The organism is Metabacillus sp. SLBN-84 (genome assembly GCF_053629595.1).
The window spans coordinates 3,006,663-3,022,532 of the sequence record NZ_JBRJIP010000001.1; the positions used below are offsets into that span (position 1 = coordinate 3,006,663).

The 15,870-nt window shown below is 44.1% G+C and carries 15 protein-coding genes and 2 pseudogenes; 8 read left to right on the top strand and 9 right to left on the bottom strand.

Annotated elements, in window-relative coordinates; all coding sequences use genetic code 11:
* Positions 1 to 10: 10 nt before the first annotated feature.
* Positions 11 to 3,073 carry a pullulanase gene (locus RKD52_RS15360; RefSeq protein ID WP_454100372.1) on the bottom strand — a complete coding sequence of 1,021 codons (3,063 nt, stop codon included), beginning with the start codon at positions 3,071 to 3,073 and terminating at the stop codon, positions 11 to 13.
* 261 nt (positions 3,074 to 3,334) lie between these two features.
* Between RKD52_RS15360 and RKD52_RS15365 the strand changes: the two genes are divergently transcribed.
* The 4 genes from RKD52_RS15365 (at position 3,335) to RKD52_RS15380 (ending at position 7,927) form a co-directional block, all read left to right on the top strand.
* A complete protein-coding gene (locus tag RKD52_RS15365; protein ID WP_454100373.1) occupies positions 3,335 to 3,844 on the top strand; it encodes a hypothetical protein in 510 nt (169 codons plus the stop codon).
* Between the two features lie 124 nt (positions 3,845 to 3,968).
* Positions 3,969 to 5,084: a CdaR family transcriptional regulator gene (locus tag RKD52_RS15370; RefSeq protein WP_454100374.1), complete on the top strand. Its 1,116-nt coding sequence runs from the start codon at positions 3,969 to 3,971 to the stop codon at positions 5,082 to 5,084.
* A gap of 99 nt (positions 5,085 to 5,183) precedes the next feature.
* Positions 5,184 to 6,596 (top strand): glycolate oxidase subunit GlcD, encoded by a 1,413-nt coding sequence (gene glcD / locus RKD52_RS15375; protein WP_454100375.1) that lies wholly within the window; start codon positions 5,184 to 5,186, stop codon positions 6,594 to 6,596.
* Entirely contained in the window at positions 6,593 to 7,927 is a 1,335-nt protein-coding gene (locus tag RKD52_RS15380; RefSeq protein WP_454100376.1) for a (Fe-S)-binding protein, read from the top strand. Before glcD ends, RKD52_RS15380 begins: the two co-directional genes overlap by 4 nt.
* 49 nt (positions 7,928 to 7,976) lie before the next feature.
* Here the strand turns inward: RKD52_RS15380 and RKD52_RS15385 are convergent, their stop codons facing one another.
* The 3 genes and pseudogenes from RKD52_RS15385 to RKD52_RS15395 all read right to left on the bottom strand — a co-directional run bounded on the left by RKD52_RS15385 (position 7,977) and on the right by RKD52_RS15395 (position 10,861).
* Entirely contained in the window at positions 7,977 to 9,035 is a 1,059-nt protein-coding gene (locus tag RKD52_RS15385) for a hemolysin family protein (protein ID WP_454100377.1), read from the bottom strand.
* Positions 9,023 to 10,398 (bottom strand): annotated as a pseudogene (locus RKD52_RS15390) (hemolysin family protein). The gene RKD52_RS15385 and the pseudogene RKD52_RS15390 overlap by 13 nt, the downstream one beginning before the upstream one ends.
* A gap of 43 nt (positions 10,399 to 10,441) precedes the next feature.
* Entirely contained in the window at positions 10,442 to 10,861 is a 420-nt protein-coding gene (locus tag RKD52_RS15395; protein WP_454100378.1) for a MerR family transcriptional regulator, read from the bottom strand.
* 849 nt (positions 10,862 to 11,710) lie between these two features.
* Between RKD52_RS15395 and RKD52_RS15400 the strand changes: the two genes are divergently transcribed.
* The gene (locus RKD52_RS15400) at positions 11,711 to 12,334 is read left to right on the top strand and encodes an HNH endonuclease family protein (protein WP_029565313.1); all 624 of its coding nucleotides are present in this window, start codon (positions 11,711 to 11,713) and stop codon (positions 12,332 to 12,334) included.
* 78 nt (positions 12,335 to 12,412) lie between these two features.
* Positions 12,413 to 12,655 carry a hypothetical protein gene (locus RKD52_RS15405; RefSeq protein ID WP_454100379.1) on the top strand — a complete coding sequence of 81 codons (243 nt, stop codon included), beginning with the start codon at positions 12,413 to 12,415 and terminating at the stop codon, positions 12,653 to 12,655.
* Positions 12,656 to 12,761: 106 nt separating this feature from the next.
* Here RKD52_RS15405 and RKD52_RS15410 read toward each other — a convergent pair whose 3' ends face one another.
* Positions 12,762 to 13,139, bottom strand: a complete 378-nt coding sequence (locus RKD52_RS15410; RefSeq protein ID WP_454100380.1) for a DUF2283 domain-containing protein — start codon at positions 13,137 to 13,139, stop codon at positions 12,762 to 12,764.
* Positions 13,140 to 13,275: 136 nt separating this feature from the next.
* Here RKD52_RS15410 and RKD52_RS15415 point away from each other — a divergent pair, with 136 nt between their 5' ends.
* Complete coding sequence (locus tag RKD52_RS15415; RefSeq protein ID WP_454100381.1) at positions 13,276 to 13,473, top strand: helix-turn-helix domain-containing protein; 198 nt, start codon at positions 13,276 to 13,278, stop codon at positions 13,471 to 13,473.
* Positions 13,474 to 13,504: 31 nt separating this feature from the next.
* Here RKD52_RS15415 and RKD52_RS15420 read toward each other — a convergent pair whose 3' ends face one another.
* Complete coding sequence (locus tag RKD52_RS15420) at positions 13,505 to 14,251, bottom strand: MerR family transcriptional regulator (protein ID WP_454100382.1); 747 nt, start codon at positions 14,249 to 14,251, stop codon at positions 13,505 to 13,507.
* An 85-nt stretch (positions 14,252 to 14,336) separates the two neighbouring features.
* On the opposite strand from RKD52_RS15420, the gene RKD52_RS15425 reads away from it, so the two are divergent.
* Positions 14,337 to 15,044 (top strand): CPBP family intramembrane glutamic endopeptidase, encoded by a 708-nt coding sequence (locus RKD52_RS15425; protein WP_454100383.1) that lies wholly within the window; start codon positions 14,337 to 14,339, stop codon positions 15,042 to 15,044.
* A 113-nt stretch (positions 15,045 to 15,157) separates the two neighbouring features.
* Here RKD52_RS15425 and RKD52_RS15430 read toward each other — a convergent pair whose 3' ends face one another.
* The 3 genes and pseudogenes from RKD52_RS15430 to RKD52_RS15440 all read right to left on the bottom strand — a co-directional run.
* A complete protein-coding gene (locus tag RKD52_RS15430; RefSeq protein WP_454100384.1) occupies positions 15,158 to 15,436 on the bottom strand; it encodes a hypothetical protein in 279 nt (92 codons plus the stop codon).
* Positions 15,437 to 15,459: 23 nt separating this feature from the next.
* Positions 15,460 to 15,762, bottom strand: a complete 303-nt coding sequence (locus RKD52_RS15435) for a VOC family protein (RefSeq protein WP_454101281.1) — start codon at positions 15,760 to 15,762, stop codon at positions 15,460 to 15,462.
* Positions 15,762 to 15,851 (bottom strand): annotated as a pseudogene (locus RKD52_RS15440) (hypothetical protein); the annotation flags it as partial. The pseudogene RKD52_RS15440 and the gene RKD52_RS15435, both read right to left, overlap by 1 nt.
* Positions 15,852 to 15,870: the final 19 nt, after the last annotated feature.

The following is a 15,870-nucleotide window of genomic DNA, read 5'->3' on the forward strand; positions in this document are numbered from 1 at the left end:
TGGTCTTTTATCACGCTATGGTTGCTTTTCTGCGAATAAGGAAATAGGATCCTGCTCCCGCAGCAACCGCTGCAGCTCCGATCAGTATCAGCAGATAATGATTGGTCGCAGTCGCCGGCAGTGAGCTTCCGCCTGATTGATTATCTGACTTGGCTGGAACTGCTGCTTCCTGCTCATCTTCCGATTTCTCTGAAGCGGAAGGCTTTTTTGGTTCGTTCTTTTTTGGTTCAGCCGGTTTCACTTCAGGCTTTTCCGGCTTGTTTGGCTTTGGAGCAGGCGGTGCCGGATCTTTAGGGCCATTTGTCTTTTCATCGCTTACTTTAATAACAACCGCAGTCAGAGGTTCGATTGTGATTGAATCTTTTTTCAGCTTAAAGCCTGATTCTGTCTTAACCTTTTCTGCTCCTGCCTCGTCGTTATCCGCGACAACGGTTCCTTTCCGAAGATCTTCAGAAAGCGTCAGGGTTCTTTCTTTTGAGTCTGCATTGACAAACACAGAGTACTCTTCTTTTTTGTCCGAAGAGACAGCTTTGTATCCGATCATCAAATCAGATGCCTGTATCTCGGGAGCTTCAATCATCGTTACGTTAGAATCAACGAGGTCTTTGCTGCCGAGTCTGAAGGCGTCAGTTGATTTTCTAAGTTCAATAAGACCTGCTGTGTATTCGCGAGTTGTACTGTTAATCGGATACGCACCCGCATCTGTTGCTTTAGTCCAGTCAAATTTGTTAATGGCATCAGACGAGTCATAGGAATCATGAATGAAGTAGCCGAAAGATTTTCCTGTCTCATCCTTGAGTTCATGGAACTTCTGTTCAGGCATTCCCTCGCCAAGCCACTGTTTTGTCCGTCCATATTCCTGTCCTGCATGAAGGAAGGCTGTTCCCTGTGAAGTGAGGATCATCGCGTTTCCAAGACGGATTCTGTCATGGATTTCCTGGTTGTTCTCAGGAACCGCAGGATCTTTTTTGATGGATTGAGCGATAACATCATACAATGGAAGATTGTCATGCGCTTCAATATATTGCACCATGTCGCCGGGATCGTCAGCCGGTGTATTCGTTGGCTGGCCTTTGATGTTTTTCAATATGAGGTCAATGCTTCTCGCGCCGCCTGTAAGGAATCGCGGTTCACCTTCAGAACCGAATCCGGACTTCAGCTCGTTTCGGATCTCATCAGAGAAAACGCCGACATCATTTGTTTTGTTCATCCAGTCCTGATCTGCTCCCTTGCCTGCAAGCGCAGGATCTGAAAGCTGTCCTCCGAATGTTCTCCAGCCTTCTCCGATGAAAAGGGCATCCTTATTGATATCGGCAGCTGCATTGTACGCATTTTGGATGGAATCATAAGTGGCATCCCCCATCATGTCAAAACGCATGCCGTCAATCTTATACTCTTCAAACCAGTATTTAACAGAATCAATCATCAATTTTTCAGCCATGTAATGGTTTGTCGCAAGGTTATTGCCAAACCCGCCGATGAAATTGCCGTTTGCATCCTGAAACGCGTAGTAATTCGGAACAATGTCATTCAGCATGCTTGCTTTGGCCATGTGCGTGTAAACAACATCGAGGACAACACCCATGCCTGCATCATGAACAGCATCAATTAAGCCTTTCAGCTCTTTAATTCTAAGCTCCGGATCTGCCGCATTTTTTGAATAAGCTCCGTCCGGTGAAAAATAGCTGTGAGGGTCATAGCCCCAGTTGTACTCGTTATTTGCTGCAGAATATTCCATTTCTCTCTGTCTCATGTTCGTTTCATCGCCGTAGTACCAGGCCATCACAGGGAGAAGCTGAACGTGCGTTACACCAAGTGATTTAATGTACTCAAGCTTGTCTTTAAACGCATCGTACGTTCCCCACTCTGACGTCAAATCGCCTTCAATGGAAGGATCAGATGTGAAATCTCTGACATGAATTTCCCAGATGACGGCATCTTCTTTCTTTTCATAGCCGTCAATCTTTGCAAAATCAAGTCCCTCAGGATCTGTGCCTGCAAGGTCTACGATGGCCGCTTTACCAACAAGATCCCCGTCAGGTCCTGCTTCACCTTTCGTGTTGACCGTAAAAGGCGCCATTGATTTTGCGTACGGATCAAGAACTTTCTTTGTTTCCCCTCCGTTAGTCACCTCGTACTGATAGTAATATCCTTTTAGGTCACTGATTCCAAGGTCGCCCGGTTTTGCTTCAACAGACCAGACTCCTTTGTCCCCCATCGTTAAATCGAGTTTGCCGATTTCTTTAGATGCATCGTTTTTATCGTAAAATACAGCTGTCACTTTGCTAGCTTTAGGTGCCCAGAGCTTCAAAACAGCATTCCCGCCGCTGTAAGCTGCTCCAAGGTCATCGCCTTCATAGGAATAAAGCTCATCAATCATTCTCCAGCCTCTTGTGGCCGTCACGGTCTTTGTTCCGTATGTAACCGTATAGGCATCGCCGCTCAGCTCACTGCCAACGGTTACTTCAACCGTTGAAGGAGACGTGATTTTAGCGCTTTGAACCGTCACTTCACCCCCGGTTTCATCTTTTACTTTTATGGAAGAGAGCAGCTCTTCCTCCATTAATCCTTCCGTTCTTGTTAAACCAAGAAGCAGTTTTTGGCTTGACGTGATTTCAGCGCTTATAATCGCCACTGGATTTTCCCACTGGGATGATGTGTACACTGTATCATCTGCATTTTTAATCCAAAGATGATTATAATCTTCAAGCATCGTAAACACTTTATCGCTGCCGGTTTTCTCGCCCGTGACCCGGTTTACAACGAGAAATCCGAGCTTCTTTGCGCCTTCCTTCACTTTCACATCTATGTAACGGCCGTGTTCATCAGACTGTTCATCCGTAAACGGCAGAGCATCTTTCGGCCATTCCTTCGGTGCTTCCTCCACGTCTTCCCAAAGCCACAAGCCGAGATCCTTGTAGTTCTTATCATCTTTTACGTAGTGAATCCGCACTGTGTTCTCAGGCAGATCCGGATCCGTTTCGGCAGCAGCTGATTCAGGCAGCTGCAGCGCCGGGAATATCATGCCAAGCAATAAAACAAAAATCAGTGCGTTTTTTCCCCATCTTTCCATTTCCCAACCCCCGTTTTAACTTTTATTCAAACATTTGAGACCATTGCGCAAACGTTTTCATAAAGCGTTTACATCTTTAATTAAAAGGAAAATGTCTCTGTGTGTCAACTTTTTTTTGAATTTTTCAGATTTTTCAGCTGTTAGGTTCTATGACAGGAATAGAAACGTTTATGAACTCTGTGATTATGGTATTAAATTGAAGTGGACATCTCCAGGAATACAAGGAGAAAAACAATAAAAAATGAAAGGAATTCCCCTTTTATGAAGAAAATTATTTTCGCAAGCTTTTGCCTGCTCTTTTTTACAGCCGGCTGCACTGCCGCACCGCAGGAGAAAAAAACACAGGAAGAGATTCTAAGCGTCATTAATGAAGATGTAGCAAACATCTCTGCTAATGAAGTGAAAGCAAATCAGATCCTTGGATCGGTATCCGGAGAGAATTACCGAAACGATCAGGAGCTGTATGACGTACTTGTTCAGCAAGTCATACCAATTTTTAATCAGGCAGTAGATGATGCAGAAGCTCTGGATCCCAAATCAGATGAGCTTGATCAGCAGCTGAGGATCATGACCGATGCCTTAAAGATTTATCAGAAAGCCCTGATGCTTGAAAAAGAAGCACTGGAAAAACAGGACGAACAGTTATTGGAACAGTCCAACCGTCTTGGCCTTGACTATCAGTCTGCCATAAAAAAGTATCATGAAGGGATGGAAAAGCTTACTGAAAAATATGGCATAGACTACGAACCAACTCGAATGAATGAGAACTAGCACATTCTTCTCCAGGCAGACAATCTATTCTTGCCTTCCTTTTCCGTTCCTTCCGGCCATAAGGAATTTCATTAAGCTCATGTTACATGCTAAACTGGATACAAACAGATCCGGAGGATTCAATATGATCAAACCCGCACTCGCAGAAAGCATCATTTCAGAAATGAATCATCTTATTCATGAGGAATTAATCGTTGCCGATACGACCGGTACAATCATTGCCAGCACGGATAAAAGCAGAGTCGGTACTTTTCATGAGGGTGCGCTCATCTGTATACAGGAAAAAATCATGCGGGTGATAACGGAAGAAGATCAAAAAACACTCAAAGGTGTGAAAGCAGGCATCAATCTTCCTGTCTTTTTCCAGCATCAGATTGCCGGTGTCATCGGCATTACAGGTGATCCCGAACGAGTATCATCATACGGGGAAATCCTGAGAAGAATGACGGAGCTTTTGATGAATGAACGCTACTATTCCGAGCAGGTTGAGTGGCGTGCGCGTGCACTTGAAGCTTTCGTCTTTGACTGGGTTCAAAAGTCAGACTGGACAGAGGAATTTATCAGCCAGGCGGAATTGCTCGGGGTCGATCTGACGCTGGAAAGACAGGTTCTTATCGGTCACTGCTCAAGCGAAATAGAAGGACTGATCAGCCAACAAACTTTGAATGATCTTATGCAGACTTTCACACGTGAAACAGCTGATGTCTTTGTCCGATGGGGAAACGACCGGTTCGTCATTCTCCTTTCGGGAATTAAGAAAAAAGAGCGGATACACCATTTCGCCGGACAAATCCGTGATTACCTCAAAAACCGGTACGGGCTCGATTTGTCAATCGGAATAGGACAGCCTGCATCCCCTCAGCATGTTCACCTCTCGTTTCAGCAGGCAGACCGTGCTTTAAACACAGCGAAAAAAACAAAAGAGATTGTGTTTGATGATGACCTGCGCCTGGAAATGCTTCTCAAAGATATTAAAAAGGAAACAAAAAAAGACTTTGTCAGAAGAACAATCCATTCAATGGAACGTGAGAGAGAACTTATCGATACACTTCAAACATTCATACGGCAAAATCAATCCTTCAAGGCTGCAGCCGACGTTCTTCATATTCACATCAATACCCTTCACTACAGGATGAAACGGATCGAGGAACTTACAGGATTGAATCCCCGCCATACACATGACATGACAATCTTATATCTCGCTCTTCTCTTTTTAGATGAACAGCCAAAAAAAGAATAAAAAAGCCGCAAATATTTGGAGGATTAAACATAGTTAATCCTCTTTCTCTTTTTTATGATAAAGGTACTTATTCGTTCATTTATAGAGGAGGACTGTTTTATGATACCCGAACAGATAAAAACTAGGCTTCAGGCTATTGCCGGAGCAGAAAACTACGATGATTCCAAAGCAGGCCGACTCGTCTATTCCTACGATGCCACCCCCCAGTTTCAATCCCTTCCAGACGCTGTGATTGCTCCAAGAAATACTCAGGAAACGGCGGAAATCGTTAAACTTTGCAATGAACACAGCATTCCCATTGTCCCGAGGGGCTCAGGAACCAACCTTTGTGCGGGAACGTGCCCGACCGAAGGCGGAATTGTCCTGCTTTTTAAACATATGAACCGGATTCTTGAGATCGACGAAGAAAACCTTACGGCTACTGTAGAGCCCGGTGTCATTACCCTGGATCTTATCCATGCCGTCGAGGAAAAGGGCCTGTTCTATCCCCCAGACCCAAGCTCGATGAAAATCTCGACTATCGGCGGAAATATCAATGAAAACTCCGGAGGCCTGCGCGGTCTCAAGTATGGCGTAACACGTGATTATGTCATGGGACTCGAAATCGTCCTCGCAAACGGCGACATCATCAAAACTGGCGGAAAGCTTGCGAAGGATGTCGCGGGCTATGACTTGACACGTCTTTTCGTCGGATCGGAAGGAACGCTTGGCATTGTCACAAAAGCCATTCTCAAGCTCATTCCGATGCCTGAGGATAAAATGACGATGCTCGCCCTCTATCAGGATTTGGAAGCGGCCGCAAAATCCGTTTCCAAAATCATCGCAAATAAAATCATTCCGACAACGCTTGAATTCCTTGATCAGCCCACTTTAAAAGTTGTGGAAGACTTTGCGAAAATCGGACTGCCTACTGACGTAAAAGCCGTCCTTTTAATTGAGCAGGACGGTCCCATTGATATTGTGAAGAGGGATATGCTGAAAATGGCTGCCATTTGCGAAGAAGAACATGCGGTATCCGTAAGAGTCGCGGAATCAGACGAAGAAGCAGACGGACTCCGGACAGCCCGCCGATCTGCCCTATCCGCTCTTGCACGGCTGAAGCCGACAACGATTCTTGAGGATGCAACCGTCCCCCGCTCGGAAATCGCCAAAATGGTCGTGGCCACAAGTGAAATTGCTAAAAAATACAATCTGAACATCTGCACATTCGGTCATGCAGGTGACGGTAACCTCCATCCTACCTGCTTAACCGATGTAAGGAATCATGAAGAAATTGAACGTGTGGAAAAAGCGTTTGAAGAAATTTTCATCAAAGCCATTGAACTCGGCGGGACAATCACAGGAGAACACGGAGTCGGGGTCATGAAAGCTCCTTACCTTGAACTGAAGGCCGGAAAAGAAGGAATTGCCGCGATGAAAGCCATTAAACACTCCTTTGATCCAAATAACATTATGAACCCGGGAAAAATGTTTGCAAAAGACTCAAGAAAACGGGTGGTGGTTTCAAAATGACAACGGTAAAAGAGCGCGAAACGATCCAGCAGCAGTTTCAGGAGCGGATGGATGAGGATGAGCTTCTGAACTGCATGCGCTGCGGATTCTGTCTGCCGAGCTGTCCGACCTATATCGAGTCCGGCTTTCAGGAATCCCATTCCCCAAGAGGACGGATTGCCCTGATGAAAGCAGTAGTGGATGGCCTGATCGAGCCTGATGAAGACGTTGAAAAATCATTGAACATGTGTCTCGGGTGCAGAGCATGCGAGCCGGTCTGTCCTTCAGGTGTCAATTACGGGCACTTGCTTGAAGAGGCGCGAGACATCATTAACCAGAATAAAAAACACTCGCTGCCTGTGCGGACAGTCCGCAAAGCCGTATTTGACGGCCTTTTCCCTCATCAGGATCGCATGCGTACGTTAACTGGATTAATCGGATTTTATCAGCGTTCAGGTTTGCAGAAAGCCGTTCGCTCTACCGGAATGATGAAAATCCTGCCCGACAGTCTGTCTTCAATGGAAAAAGTGCTCCCGGAAATTCCAACACGAAAAGAAATGAAAAACCGGCCAACGTACCTTCCTGCCAAACCGGAAAAACGAAAGCGCGTCGCCTTTTTCTCAGGCTGTCTCATGGACACAATGTTTATGAAAACAAATGACGCCACCATGAAGCTTCTCCAGCTCTCGGGCTGTGAAATTGTCATCCCGGAAAATCAGGCCTGCTGCGGGGCCCTGCATGGCCACAGCGGAGAAAAAGACTCGGCCAAAGACCTTGCAAAGCGGAATATCAAAGCCTTTGAAGACCTTCAAGTTGACTACATCATCACAAATGCAGGAGGCTGCGGAGCCTTTTTAATCGACTATGACCACCTGCTGAAAGACGACGCAGAATGGTCAGAACGCGCAAAAGACTTTTCCGGCAAACTGAAGGACTTTACAAGCATTCTGGCAGAACTTGAATTTCACAAAATGAAACTGAAGCTCCCGCATCAGGTGGTCACCTATCAGGATTCATGCCACTTGCGGAATGTCATGAAAACATCAAGCGAACCGCGCAGGCTGCTTAAGGCCATCGCCAACATTGACTACCGCGAAATGAAAAACGCGGACAGCTGCTGCGGATCTGCGGGCATCTACAACATCGTAGAATCGGAGATGTCCATGCAGATTCTGGACACTAAAATGAAGAACGCCAAAGCAACCGGTGCAGTAACCATCGTTACCGCCAACCCCGGTTGCCTGCTCCAAATGAAACTCGGCATCGAGCGTGAAGGGCTGTCTGATAAAGTGAGAGCCGTTCACATTGCCGACTTGCTGCTTGAAGCAGCAGAAGGTCATTCATCCATTTAATATGATTGCACAAAAAATGCCTGTACCGCTAATGGTACAGGCATTTTAATTATGTTGCAGGCAGTCCACCCTTGTGTTCATCGCGAATCTCCCCGACAATTTCCTCAAGGATATCTTCCATGGTGACAAGGCCGGCAGTTTTCCCCTGCTTATTTGTTACAATCGCCATGTGCACATGTGTTTCCTGCATTTTTAGCAGAACTTCTTTTAACAGAGCATGCTCTGAAAAGCGTGGCATTTCGTGAATGTAATCCTCGAGCTTTACTTCTCTTCCGGCAGCTGCACTTGTTAGGATTTCTTTCGTGTTGACAAATCCTGTAATCCGGTCCATGTTTCCATTTTCCGCCACCGGATAACGGGTATAATCATGTTTGTCATGCAATTGAACAAGTCCCGGCAACTGCTCATTCGGATTAACCACAGCAATTTTCGCTGCCGGAATCATCACGTCTTTTAAAAACCGCTCATCAAAAGCAAAAATGTTCTTTAAATAAGCAAGTTCGGTCTGATTGATTTCTCCGCTTTCATAGCTTTGTGTCACAATCATTTTCAGCTCTTCTTCCGAATGCACAGTATCATGCCCGGACGGCTTAACACCCAGTATGCGGAGAAGAAACTGCGCTGCACCGTTGAGAATGCTTATAAAAGGGTTCATTACTTTACCGAACCAGTATAGGCCAGGGGCAAGCAGCAAGGTCATTTTTTCCGCGAACTGAATCGCAAGCGTCTTTGGAGCGAGCTCCCCCAGAACAACGTGCAAAAAAGTAACAAGAGATAATGCAATGGCATATGAAAGCACTGTTGAAACGGCTTCAGGCACATCAAACCTTTCAAAAACCGGGTGCAGCATTCTTTCTACAGTCGGTTCTCCCAAAGCTCCAAGTACAAGTGCTGTAATCGTAATTCCAAGCTGGCAGGCTGACAGGTAATAGTCTAAGTCCTGCGCAACCTTTTTTGCCAAAATCGCTTTTTTATTTCCTTCTGCAATCAGCTGGTCAATTCTTGACATTCTCACTTTGAGAATAGCAAACTCAGCACCGACGAAAAACGCCGTTAATCCGATAAATACGGCAACTAAAAATAGGTTTAATACAATTATTCCGTCCAATTTGTTCCCCCGCGTGAGGGGTTCACCTCCAACATATCGCTTCTGTCCTGCTGATCGCGAAGCGCATATTGCTGCAACTCAACCTGCTTAATCTGGAAGTTCTCCATTTTAAGAACGGTCCACAGATGATCGTCCTGTTTAATCTGATCGCCTTCCTGAACGGTTTCAAGTTTCTGATGCTGGATCCATCCGCCAATCGTGTCAATATCCTCAACATCATTGAAAACTAGCCCGAAACGGTCTTCCAGTTCCACGAGAAGAACTCTTCCGTTAATGACATACGTACTTTCATTTGTCTGGATCATATCCGCCATTTCATCTTCGTCAAACTCATCACGGATTTCACCGACAATTTCCTCAAGCACATCCTCCATAGTCAGGATCCCTGAGGTTCCGCCGTACTCATCAATGACAAGTGCCATGTGTACCCGTTCCTGCTGCATTTTCAAAAGCACATCCTGAATCTTCGTTCCTTCCATTACAATCGGAATATCGCGGACGCACTGCTGAAGCTGATGATCTCTGCCGGCTGCAAGATGGTTCAGCATTTTCTTCACATTGACCATCCCGACAACTCTATCCTTGTCGTTATTCTCTACTACAGGATATCTTGAGTAGTTGTGCTCATCTAGAATTTCAATAATTTCAGCTCGCTGCATGTCTTTATCAAGAACGACAATATCAGTTCTTGGAACCATAATGTCCTTTGCAACTCGCTCATCAAAAGAAAAGACATTCTCCATATATTCAAGCTCTGTCTCATCTAGCTCCCCGCGCCCTGGAAGCTTTGAGCCATGATGATTTTCAGCTCTTCTTCCGAATAGGCCTGCTCATGACCGGCCGGCTTCACTCCAAATGCACTTAAAAGGACACGGGAAGTGCCGTTTAATGCCCAAATAAAGGGATACATTACTTTTCCAAACCAATACAGTGGTGCAGACAGGAGCATGGTCGCTTTTTCTGAGAATTGAATGGCAAGTGTCTTAGGAGCCATTTCACCGACAACAACGTGCAGGAATGTTACCAAAAGAAAAGCAATTGCATAAGAAGCAATGGAAGCAGTCGATTCTGAAACATTCAGCAAATCAAAGACAGGATATAAAAGTCCTTCAACTGCGGGCTTACCAAGTGCACCTAGACCAAGAGCCGTCACTGTAATTCCAAGCTGACAGGCTGACAAATAATAGTCAAGATCATGTGCCACCTTTTTGGCAACAACCGCTTTTTTACTGCCTTCTGCAATTAATTGATCGATTCTTGACATGCGGATCTTAACAACCGCAAATTCTGCTGCAACGAAAAAGGCGGTAGCTGCAATCAGCAAAACCAGCAAAAACAAATTCATAATCGTAATAATATCCAATATCTTCCCTCAAATGTGAGGGATTCACCTCCAATTAATACAGCTAACGGTTTTTCAGTCTCGCCATTATGCCTGAAATTCTGTCTTCAAGCTCTTTATATACAAGGTTTCTTTCTTCCTCTGAAGCACTTTCCAGGACCTGGTTCAGTCTGGAGATTTTCCGCTGAAGACGAATTCTGCAATTGGTATCATCACTCTTACGATTCCCAATTTCGGTTTTTTTCTCTAAAAAAAGTTCTTTTCGAATTTCAGCTATTGTCAGCCGCTGCTGTTTTAAGATGCTTATTTTTTTCAGGGTTTCAAGAACATCATCTGAATATAGCCGGTAATTGGATGAACTTCTCTCCACTTGAAGCAGCCTGCAGCGGGTATAATAATCAATGGTTCTGACGGATAATCCACTCAGCTTAGCAACCTGGCCGATGCGCAATCCCATTTTCCCAATACGGTTTCCCCCATTCATGTTAGTTAAACTTTTGAAAAGCATAACGTTACGCACTCTAAATATTCAATTACAAACGCAATTCTTTCAATCGTCTAAGGTAAAACCGTCACGTTATGGTTATGATTAGTATCATATATTCAAAATGGAAAATCTTCAAGAAATAAATTTCATCAATTTTGTGACTAAGATCAAAAGTTCAAAACAAAAAAGCTTACCTTCGGCCGGTAAGCTTTCATCAAAGCGAACATTCACTTTTTGCCTTTTCTCTTTTCAATCTGTTTTTTCACCATTGGAACGACTTGTTCTTTAACTGCTTTCTGCACCTTCGGATCTTTCAAAAGTTTCTTTAACTTATCTTTTAACACATAAATCCCTCCTGTGTTCAATATTCTGAACTACCCTTTAATAAGACTCATAAAACCACTTGAAAGTCAAATCTCTAAACCGCTCACTTTTACTTCATTCGCTTCCTTTCAGCTTGAAACCCAACCATTAATTGTAAAAATTTAAAACAGCAGCTCCTTCAATGTACTCATTTTTATACCTTTTTGTAAATAATAAGCGTGAAGGGTTTTGATGCCTTTTTCTTACCTTTAATGAAAATCCCCCATGACAAATAGCCTCAGTCTTTAAAACACCGTTTGCTTTTCTCATTCTTTCGGACTTAAAACCAGCGAGAATTCATGCATAAATGTTAAGAAGTTTACATTTGATTAACTTGTAGAAATCTCTCTTTTCATACTATCATTTCAAGTAGAGAAACAAATTCCCATCTCTTTCGCCCTCTTTTTTCATTATGCTGTCTATTAATCTCACTGACTATAAGTTATGAGATTCATATAAAAATTACATACAGGAGGCATCTACATGCTGAAAAAAGCTTCATTATCTGTTTTTGCACTGCTACTCTCATTCACTTTATTTCTGCCGGAAACCCATGCTGCGCCGCCAGGCACTCCGTCAAAGTCCACGGCACAGACCCAGCTTAATGCTTTGACAGTCAAGACAGAAGGTTCCATGACCGGCTACTCTCGTGATTTATTTCCCCATTGGATCAGCCAAGGGAGCGGCTGTGACACCCGTCAGGTTGTGCTTAAGCGTGACGCTGACTACTACAGCGGCACTTGTCCTGTGACTTCAGGAAAGTGGTACAGTTACTATGATGGTGTGACGTTCTATGACCCATCGGACCTTGACATCGATCATGTCGTCCCTCTTGCTGAAGCGTGGCGTTCAGGCGCAAGCAGCTGGACAACAGACAAACGCGAAGACTTTGCAAACGATTTAAGCGGTCCTCAGCTGATTGCAGTCAGCGCCAGCACAAACCGCTCCAAAGGTGACCAGGACCCATCTACGTGGCAGCCTCCCCGCGCTGGTGCAGCATGCGGATACTCGAAATGGTGGATCAGTACGAAATACAAATGGGGACTAAGCCTTCAGTCATCAGAGAAGACCGCGCTTCAAAGCATGCTCAATAGCTGTTCTTACTAATGTATAACTAAAAAAACGAGCAGCCAAACACGGCTGCTCGTTTATGCTATAATCTAAGCAAATGACGGAGGTGGCAGCATGGATAAGAAATCAACTGTTTTTACCGCAACCCACGGTGTCATGACCACAGAAGTCGGCGTCATCAGCGGCGAGCTTGAACTTGTCACTGCCTGCGATGAAGACGGCGTACTGAATCTCGCTATTACATACGCCGGGGCCGCGGAGTGGTACACTCTTCCTGGTGAGGAATACAGGCTGTATGATGTGCGTGATCATGAGGTTGTGCACGAGATGCTTGTAAGGGTTCTTGAGCGTCCATGATTCAATAAGCTGATAATAAAGTGAAAGCCACCTGCAAAGTCCATTTTCGGACTTATTAGGTGGTTTTTTTAATGTGCTTAAAAAGTTAAATTTCATTTTTAAAAGATTACTCTTCAGGAACATCCAAATCAAATCCAACAAACCCTTTAAATTCCTCATCTAAGAAACAAAGCGTAATTCCCGATACCCGATACTTGCTCTTGACTGCTTTTTCGCTGATCCGCAGTGAAAAGCCATGCCCGGTTTCTGAATAAGGATGGTCTGTTTTCGTATAAGTTTCTCCCTTATAAAGCATCTCCCTTAACGCCGCTGCTTCATCTCCTGCTAATTCAATTCCTTCTATTGTTTTTTTCTTGTCTATATCCAATGATATTAAAGCATTCACTTCAAGCTCTTCTGTTACAACAATACTGGTTTCCTTGTTTGCCTGCAGATAAATATAGCCCATGTCTGCATCGTTGTCATAGCTTACTTTCGCTTTCAAATTTTATTCTCCTTTTCATAGTTGCTTGATTTAAATAGTCAGAGCTCCCTTCAATCAACTAAACACATTCAAACTTTAAATTAAATGACCTAAGACCGATGATATATCTAGAGGATAGTAAAAAGGACTGGTGTTTATGATTAAAGGATCTAAACTGAGGAAGCTGAGAGAGGAATTAGGAATCCCAATAGGCTATCTCGCCCACGCTCTCGGTATTTCAATCAGCGCCCTTATTGCAATTGAAAGAGGGAAAAAACAGCTCACAAGAGATCAAATTTCTATTATATCCGCGATTTTCAACATGACAATCGCTGAATTGATCGCCAGAAAGTAAAAAGAACCCGGGCAATGAGTGTTTTATACGCTCATTGCCCGGAGTTTACATCACTGCCTGCCGCATATACCAGACACTTTTCTGCAAACAGGAGTACACCTTCTGAGACAGGATAAAGGCCGGATTCTTCTGAGGGCTTTTTCCGCACCTCCCAAAACTTCTCCATCAGTTCCTCATCTTCTCCAAACGTTTCCCTCCCTGCTTCGAGCAGCTGAAGACCAATCTCCATACCCGCATCGCTTTCAGGAGAAATATCCCTGCTGATGCACCATTCGATTCTCCGCAAAAGGGAAAGGTAGTGCTGCGTTTGTTTGCCGCTGTCACCAAGATCCGGGAGATTTTTTTTCAGAAACTCCTTTTCATCTTCAGCAAAATAGTCAACCCACTGTTTCTTCACTGTTATAGAGGATTTTACAAGCTTCGATACGCGCTCCCAGGAAAGGCTGCCTTCAAAGTCATACATATTAATCAGAGAAGTCGTATTTTTGATGCTTGTCTCAAGCGTGGCCAATTGTTCCTGCAGATGCTGATGGTGCGCAATCAGAATATCCCGGAATGACAGCTTATCCATCATCATTCTAATGTCATCAAGCGACAGCGACAGCGATTTTAGGAGCAGAATCTTCTCAAGCGTCATAAGATCCTGCTCTGAATAATGCCTTCTTCCATTATCCTGCTTACAGCTCGGCTTTAATAGGCCGATTTGATCGTAATAGCGGAGAGTTCTTACAGATACAGCATGTTCTTTTGAAACCTCACCGGTGGTCCATCGTTTCATAATTCCCTCCGAAACCTCTTGATTGTGACGCTGCGTCACCTTTTATACTGGAAGTATATCACAGTTATGAAGGAGACAGATGAATATGGTAAATGGAAAAATCACAGATTGGAAGAGAAAGGATCCTTGGAATGGAAAGACATTTCTGCTTCTGATGCTGCTTGAATTTGGTTTGGTCATGTTTCTAGTAAAAGGCACTATGCAGACCTTATATGATCAATGGCTGGGCAATTCCTTATACGCCGGTACACTGACTGGTGCCACCATTGCTCTCATTCTATTAACAGGAGTCTATTTTTTAGCGCTTAAGCCACATAATGAAACTTGGCTTGCTGTCGGAGTGCGTCCCTTTCTTAAAAAAGACTGGGGAATCATCATCTTGTGCGTGCTGTTTTTACTTGCCGCAGGTGCAGCCGTAATGGCTGCCGTCAGTTTTTTCGGCGTCAGCTATGAGAACAGCAAGACGGATACGCTTACTGGAGATATCGCTCCTTCTGCCATCCTTCTCGCGCTTGTCAGCGCTGCAGTTATATCGCCTCTGTACGAAGAAATCTTCTATCGGGGATTCTTATACAGGTGGCTGCGGACAAGGCTTGGTGTCGGGGCGGGAATCCTGCTTTCTTCACTGATTTTTACCGCTGCTCATTACCCTGTGACAAATGCCATGCCGATCAATTTTCTTGATGGAATTGTCTTTGCATGGGCTTATGAGAAGACACATTCTATCTGGCCTGCGGTTATTATTCATGGGGTGGTGAATGCGATAACCGTCTTATTGGTTGTATCTATGTAAAAAAAGGACAAAACACCATATCTATAAGGTGTTTTGTCCTTTTACTTTCATTAGCAGCTTTACCTGCTTCTTCCCTTAGAATCCTTTCCCGCATTTTTTCGTTCTCAGAAATTTTACGGCTGCTCAAAACCGAACATTGCGATAAACACCAAAAAAGCAGAAAGAGAGAAACCGGCAGCGTTCAAACTAACTAGAACGCCTTTTAATCTTCCTCCTGTTCCAACAAGTGCAAAAAGCAGTCCAGCTGAGGCAAAAAGCAGCGGAAGAAAGACACTTATCTGAAGAACCCCTGTATATAGAGAGTTTCCCCATTTTGTTAAGCCTGCTAGCAGCGGGAAAACGGCAATGACAAAACAAAAACCGGAAAGAAGTGAAAGGGATTTCTTTGACATATGAAACAGCTCCTATTTCAATATTAACCTGTGCAGATCATAATGACATGATGATCCGGATCACTGATTGTGAAGAATGAGAAGTCCTCAAAACTGACTATTTCTGTTTCAATGCTGCACCCTAATTTTTTTACATATGATAAAGATTTTTCTATATCATCAGTATGGAAATTAAAAAGAGGATGCTCTGTGGAACAATCTTTTTTTGTGATGTCTGCAGGTCCGGCATCAAGAGTCAGTCCGGTATACTCAGAAAGTTGTATCGTGAAAACCGGCTCCTCAACTTTTTCTGAATCATACTCTGACCAAGCAATTTGGTATACCATTCAACGGATTTCTGCAAATCACTGACATGAACAAAAACGGTATTTATTTTGTTATGGATTGGGCTGTTCATTTCATTACTCCCCTTCATTCGCAAGATAAAATCTTTA

Bases quoted from the DNA above. Each gene is read 5' to 3' on its own strand.
- RKD52_RS15360 (WP_454100372.1), bottom strand. From the start codon at position 3,073: ATGGAAAGATGGGGAAAAAACGCACTGATTTTTGTTTTATTGCTTGGC.
- RKD52_RS15365 (WP_454100373.1), top strand. From the start codon at position 3,335: ATGAAGAAAATTATTTTCGCAAGCTTTTGCCTGCTCTTTTTTACAGCC.
- RKD52_RS15370 (WP_454100374.1), top strand. From the start codon at position 3,969: ATGATCAAACCCGCACTCGCAGAAAGCATCATTTCAGAAATGAATCAT.
- glcD (WP_454100375.1), top strand. From the start codon at position 5,184: ATGATACCCGAACAGATAAAAACTAGGCTTCAGGCTATTGCCGGAGCA.
- RKD52_RS15380 (WP_454100376.1), top strand. From the start codon at position 6,593: ATGACAACGGTAAAAGAGCGCGAAACGATCCAGCAGCAGTTTCAGGAG.
- RKD52_RS15395 (WP_454100378.1), bottom strand. From the start codon at position 10,861: ATGAATGGGGGAAACCGTATTGGGAAAATGGGATTGCGCATCGGCCAG.
- RKD52_RS15400 (WP_029565313.1), top strand. From the start codon at position 11,711: ATGCTGAAAAAAGCTTCATTATCTGTTTTTGCACTGCTACTCTCATTC.
- RKD52_RS15405 (WP_454100379.1), top strand. From the start codon at position 12,413: ATGGATAAGAAATCAACTGTTTTTACCGCAACCCACGGTGTCATGACC.
- RKD52_RS15415 (WP_454100381.1), top strand. From the start codon at position 13,276: ATGATTAAAGGATCTAAACTGAGGAAGCTGAGAGAGGAATTAGGAATC.
- RKD52_RS15420 (WP_454100382.1), bottom strand. From the start codon at position 14,251: ATGAAACGATGGACCACCGGTGAGGTTTCAAAAGAACATGCTGTATCT.
- RKD52_RS15425 (WP_454100383.1), top strand. From the start codon at position 14,337: ATGGTAAATGGAAAAATCACAGATTGGAAGAGAAAGGATCCTTGGAAT.
- RKD52_RS15430 (WP_454100384.1), bottom strand. From the start codon at position 15,436: ATGTCAAAGAAATCCCTTTCACTTCTTTCCGGTTTTTGTTTTGTCATT.
- RKD52_RS15435 (WP_454101281.1), bottom strand. From the start codon at position 15,762: ATGGTATACCAAATTGCTTGGTCAGAGTATGATTCAGAAAAAGTTGAG.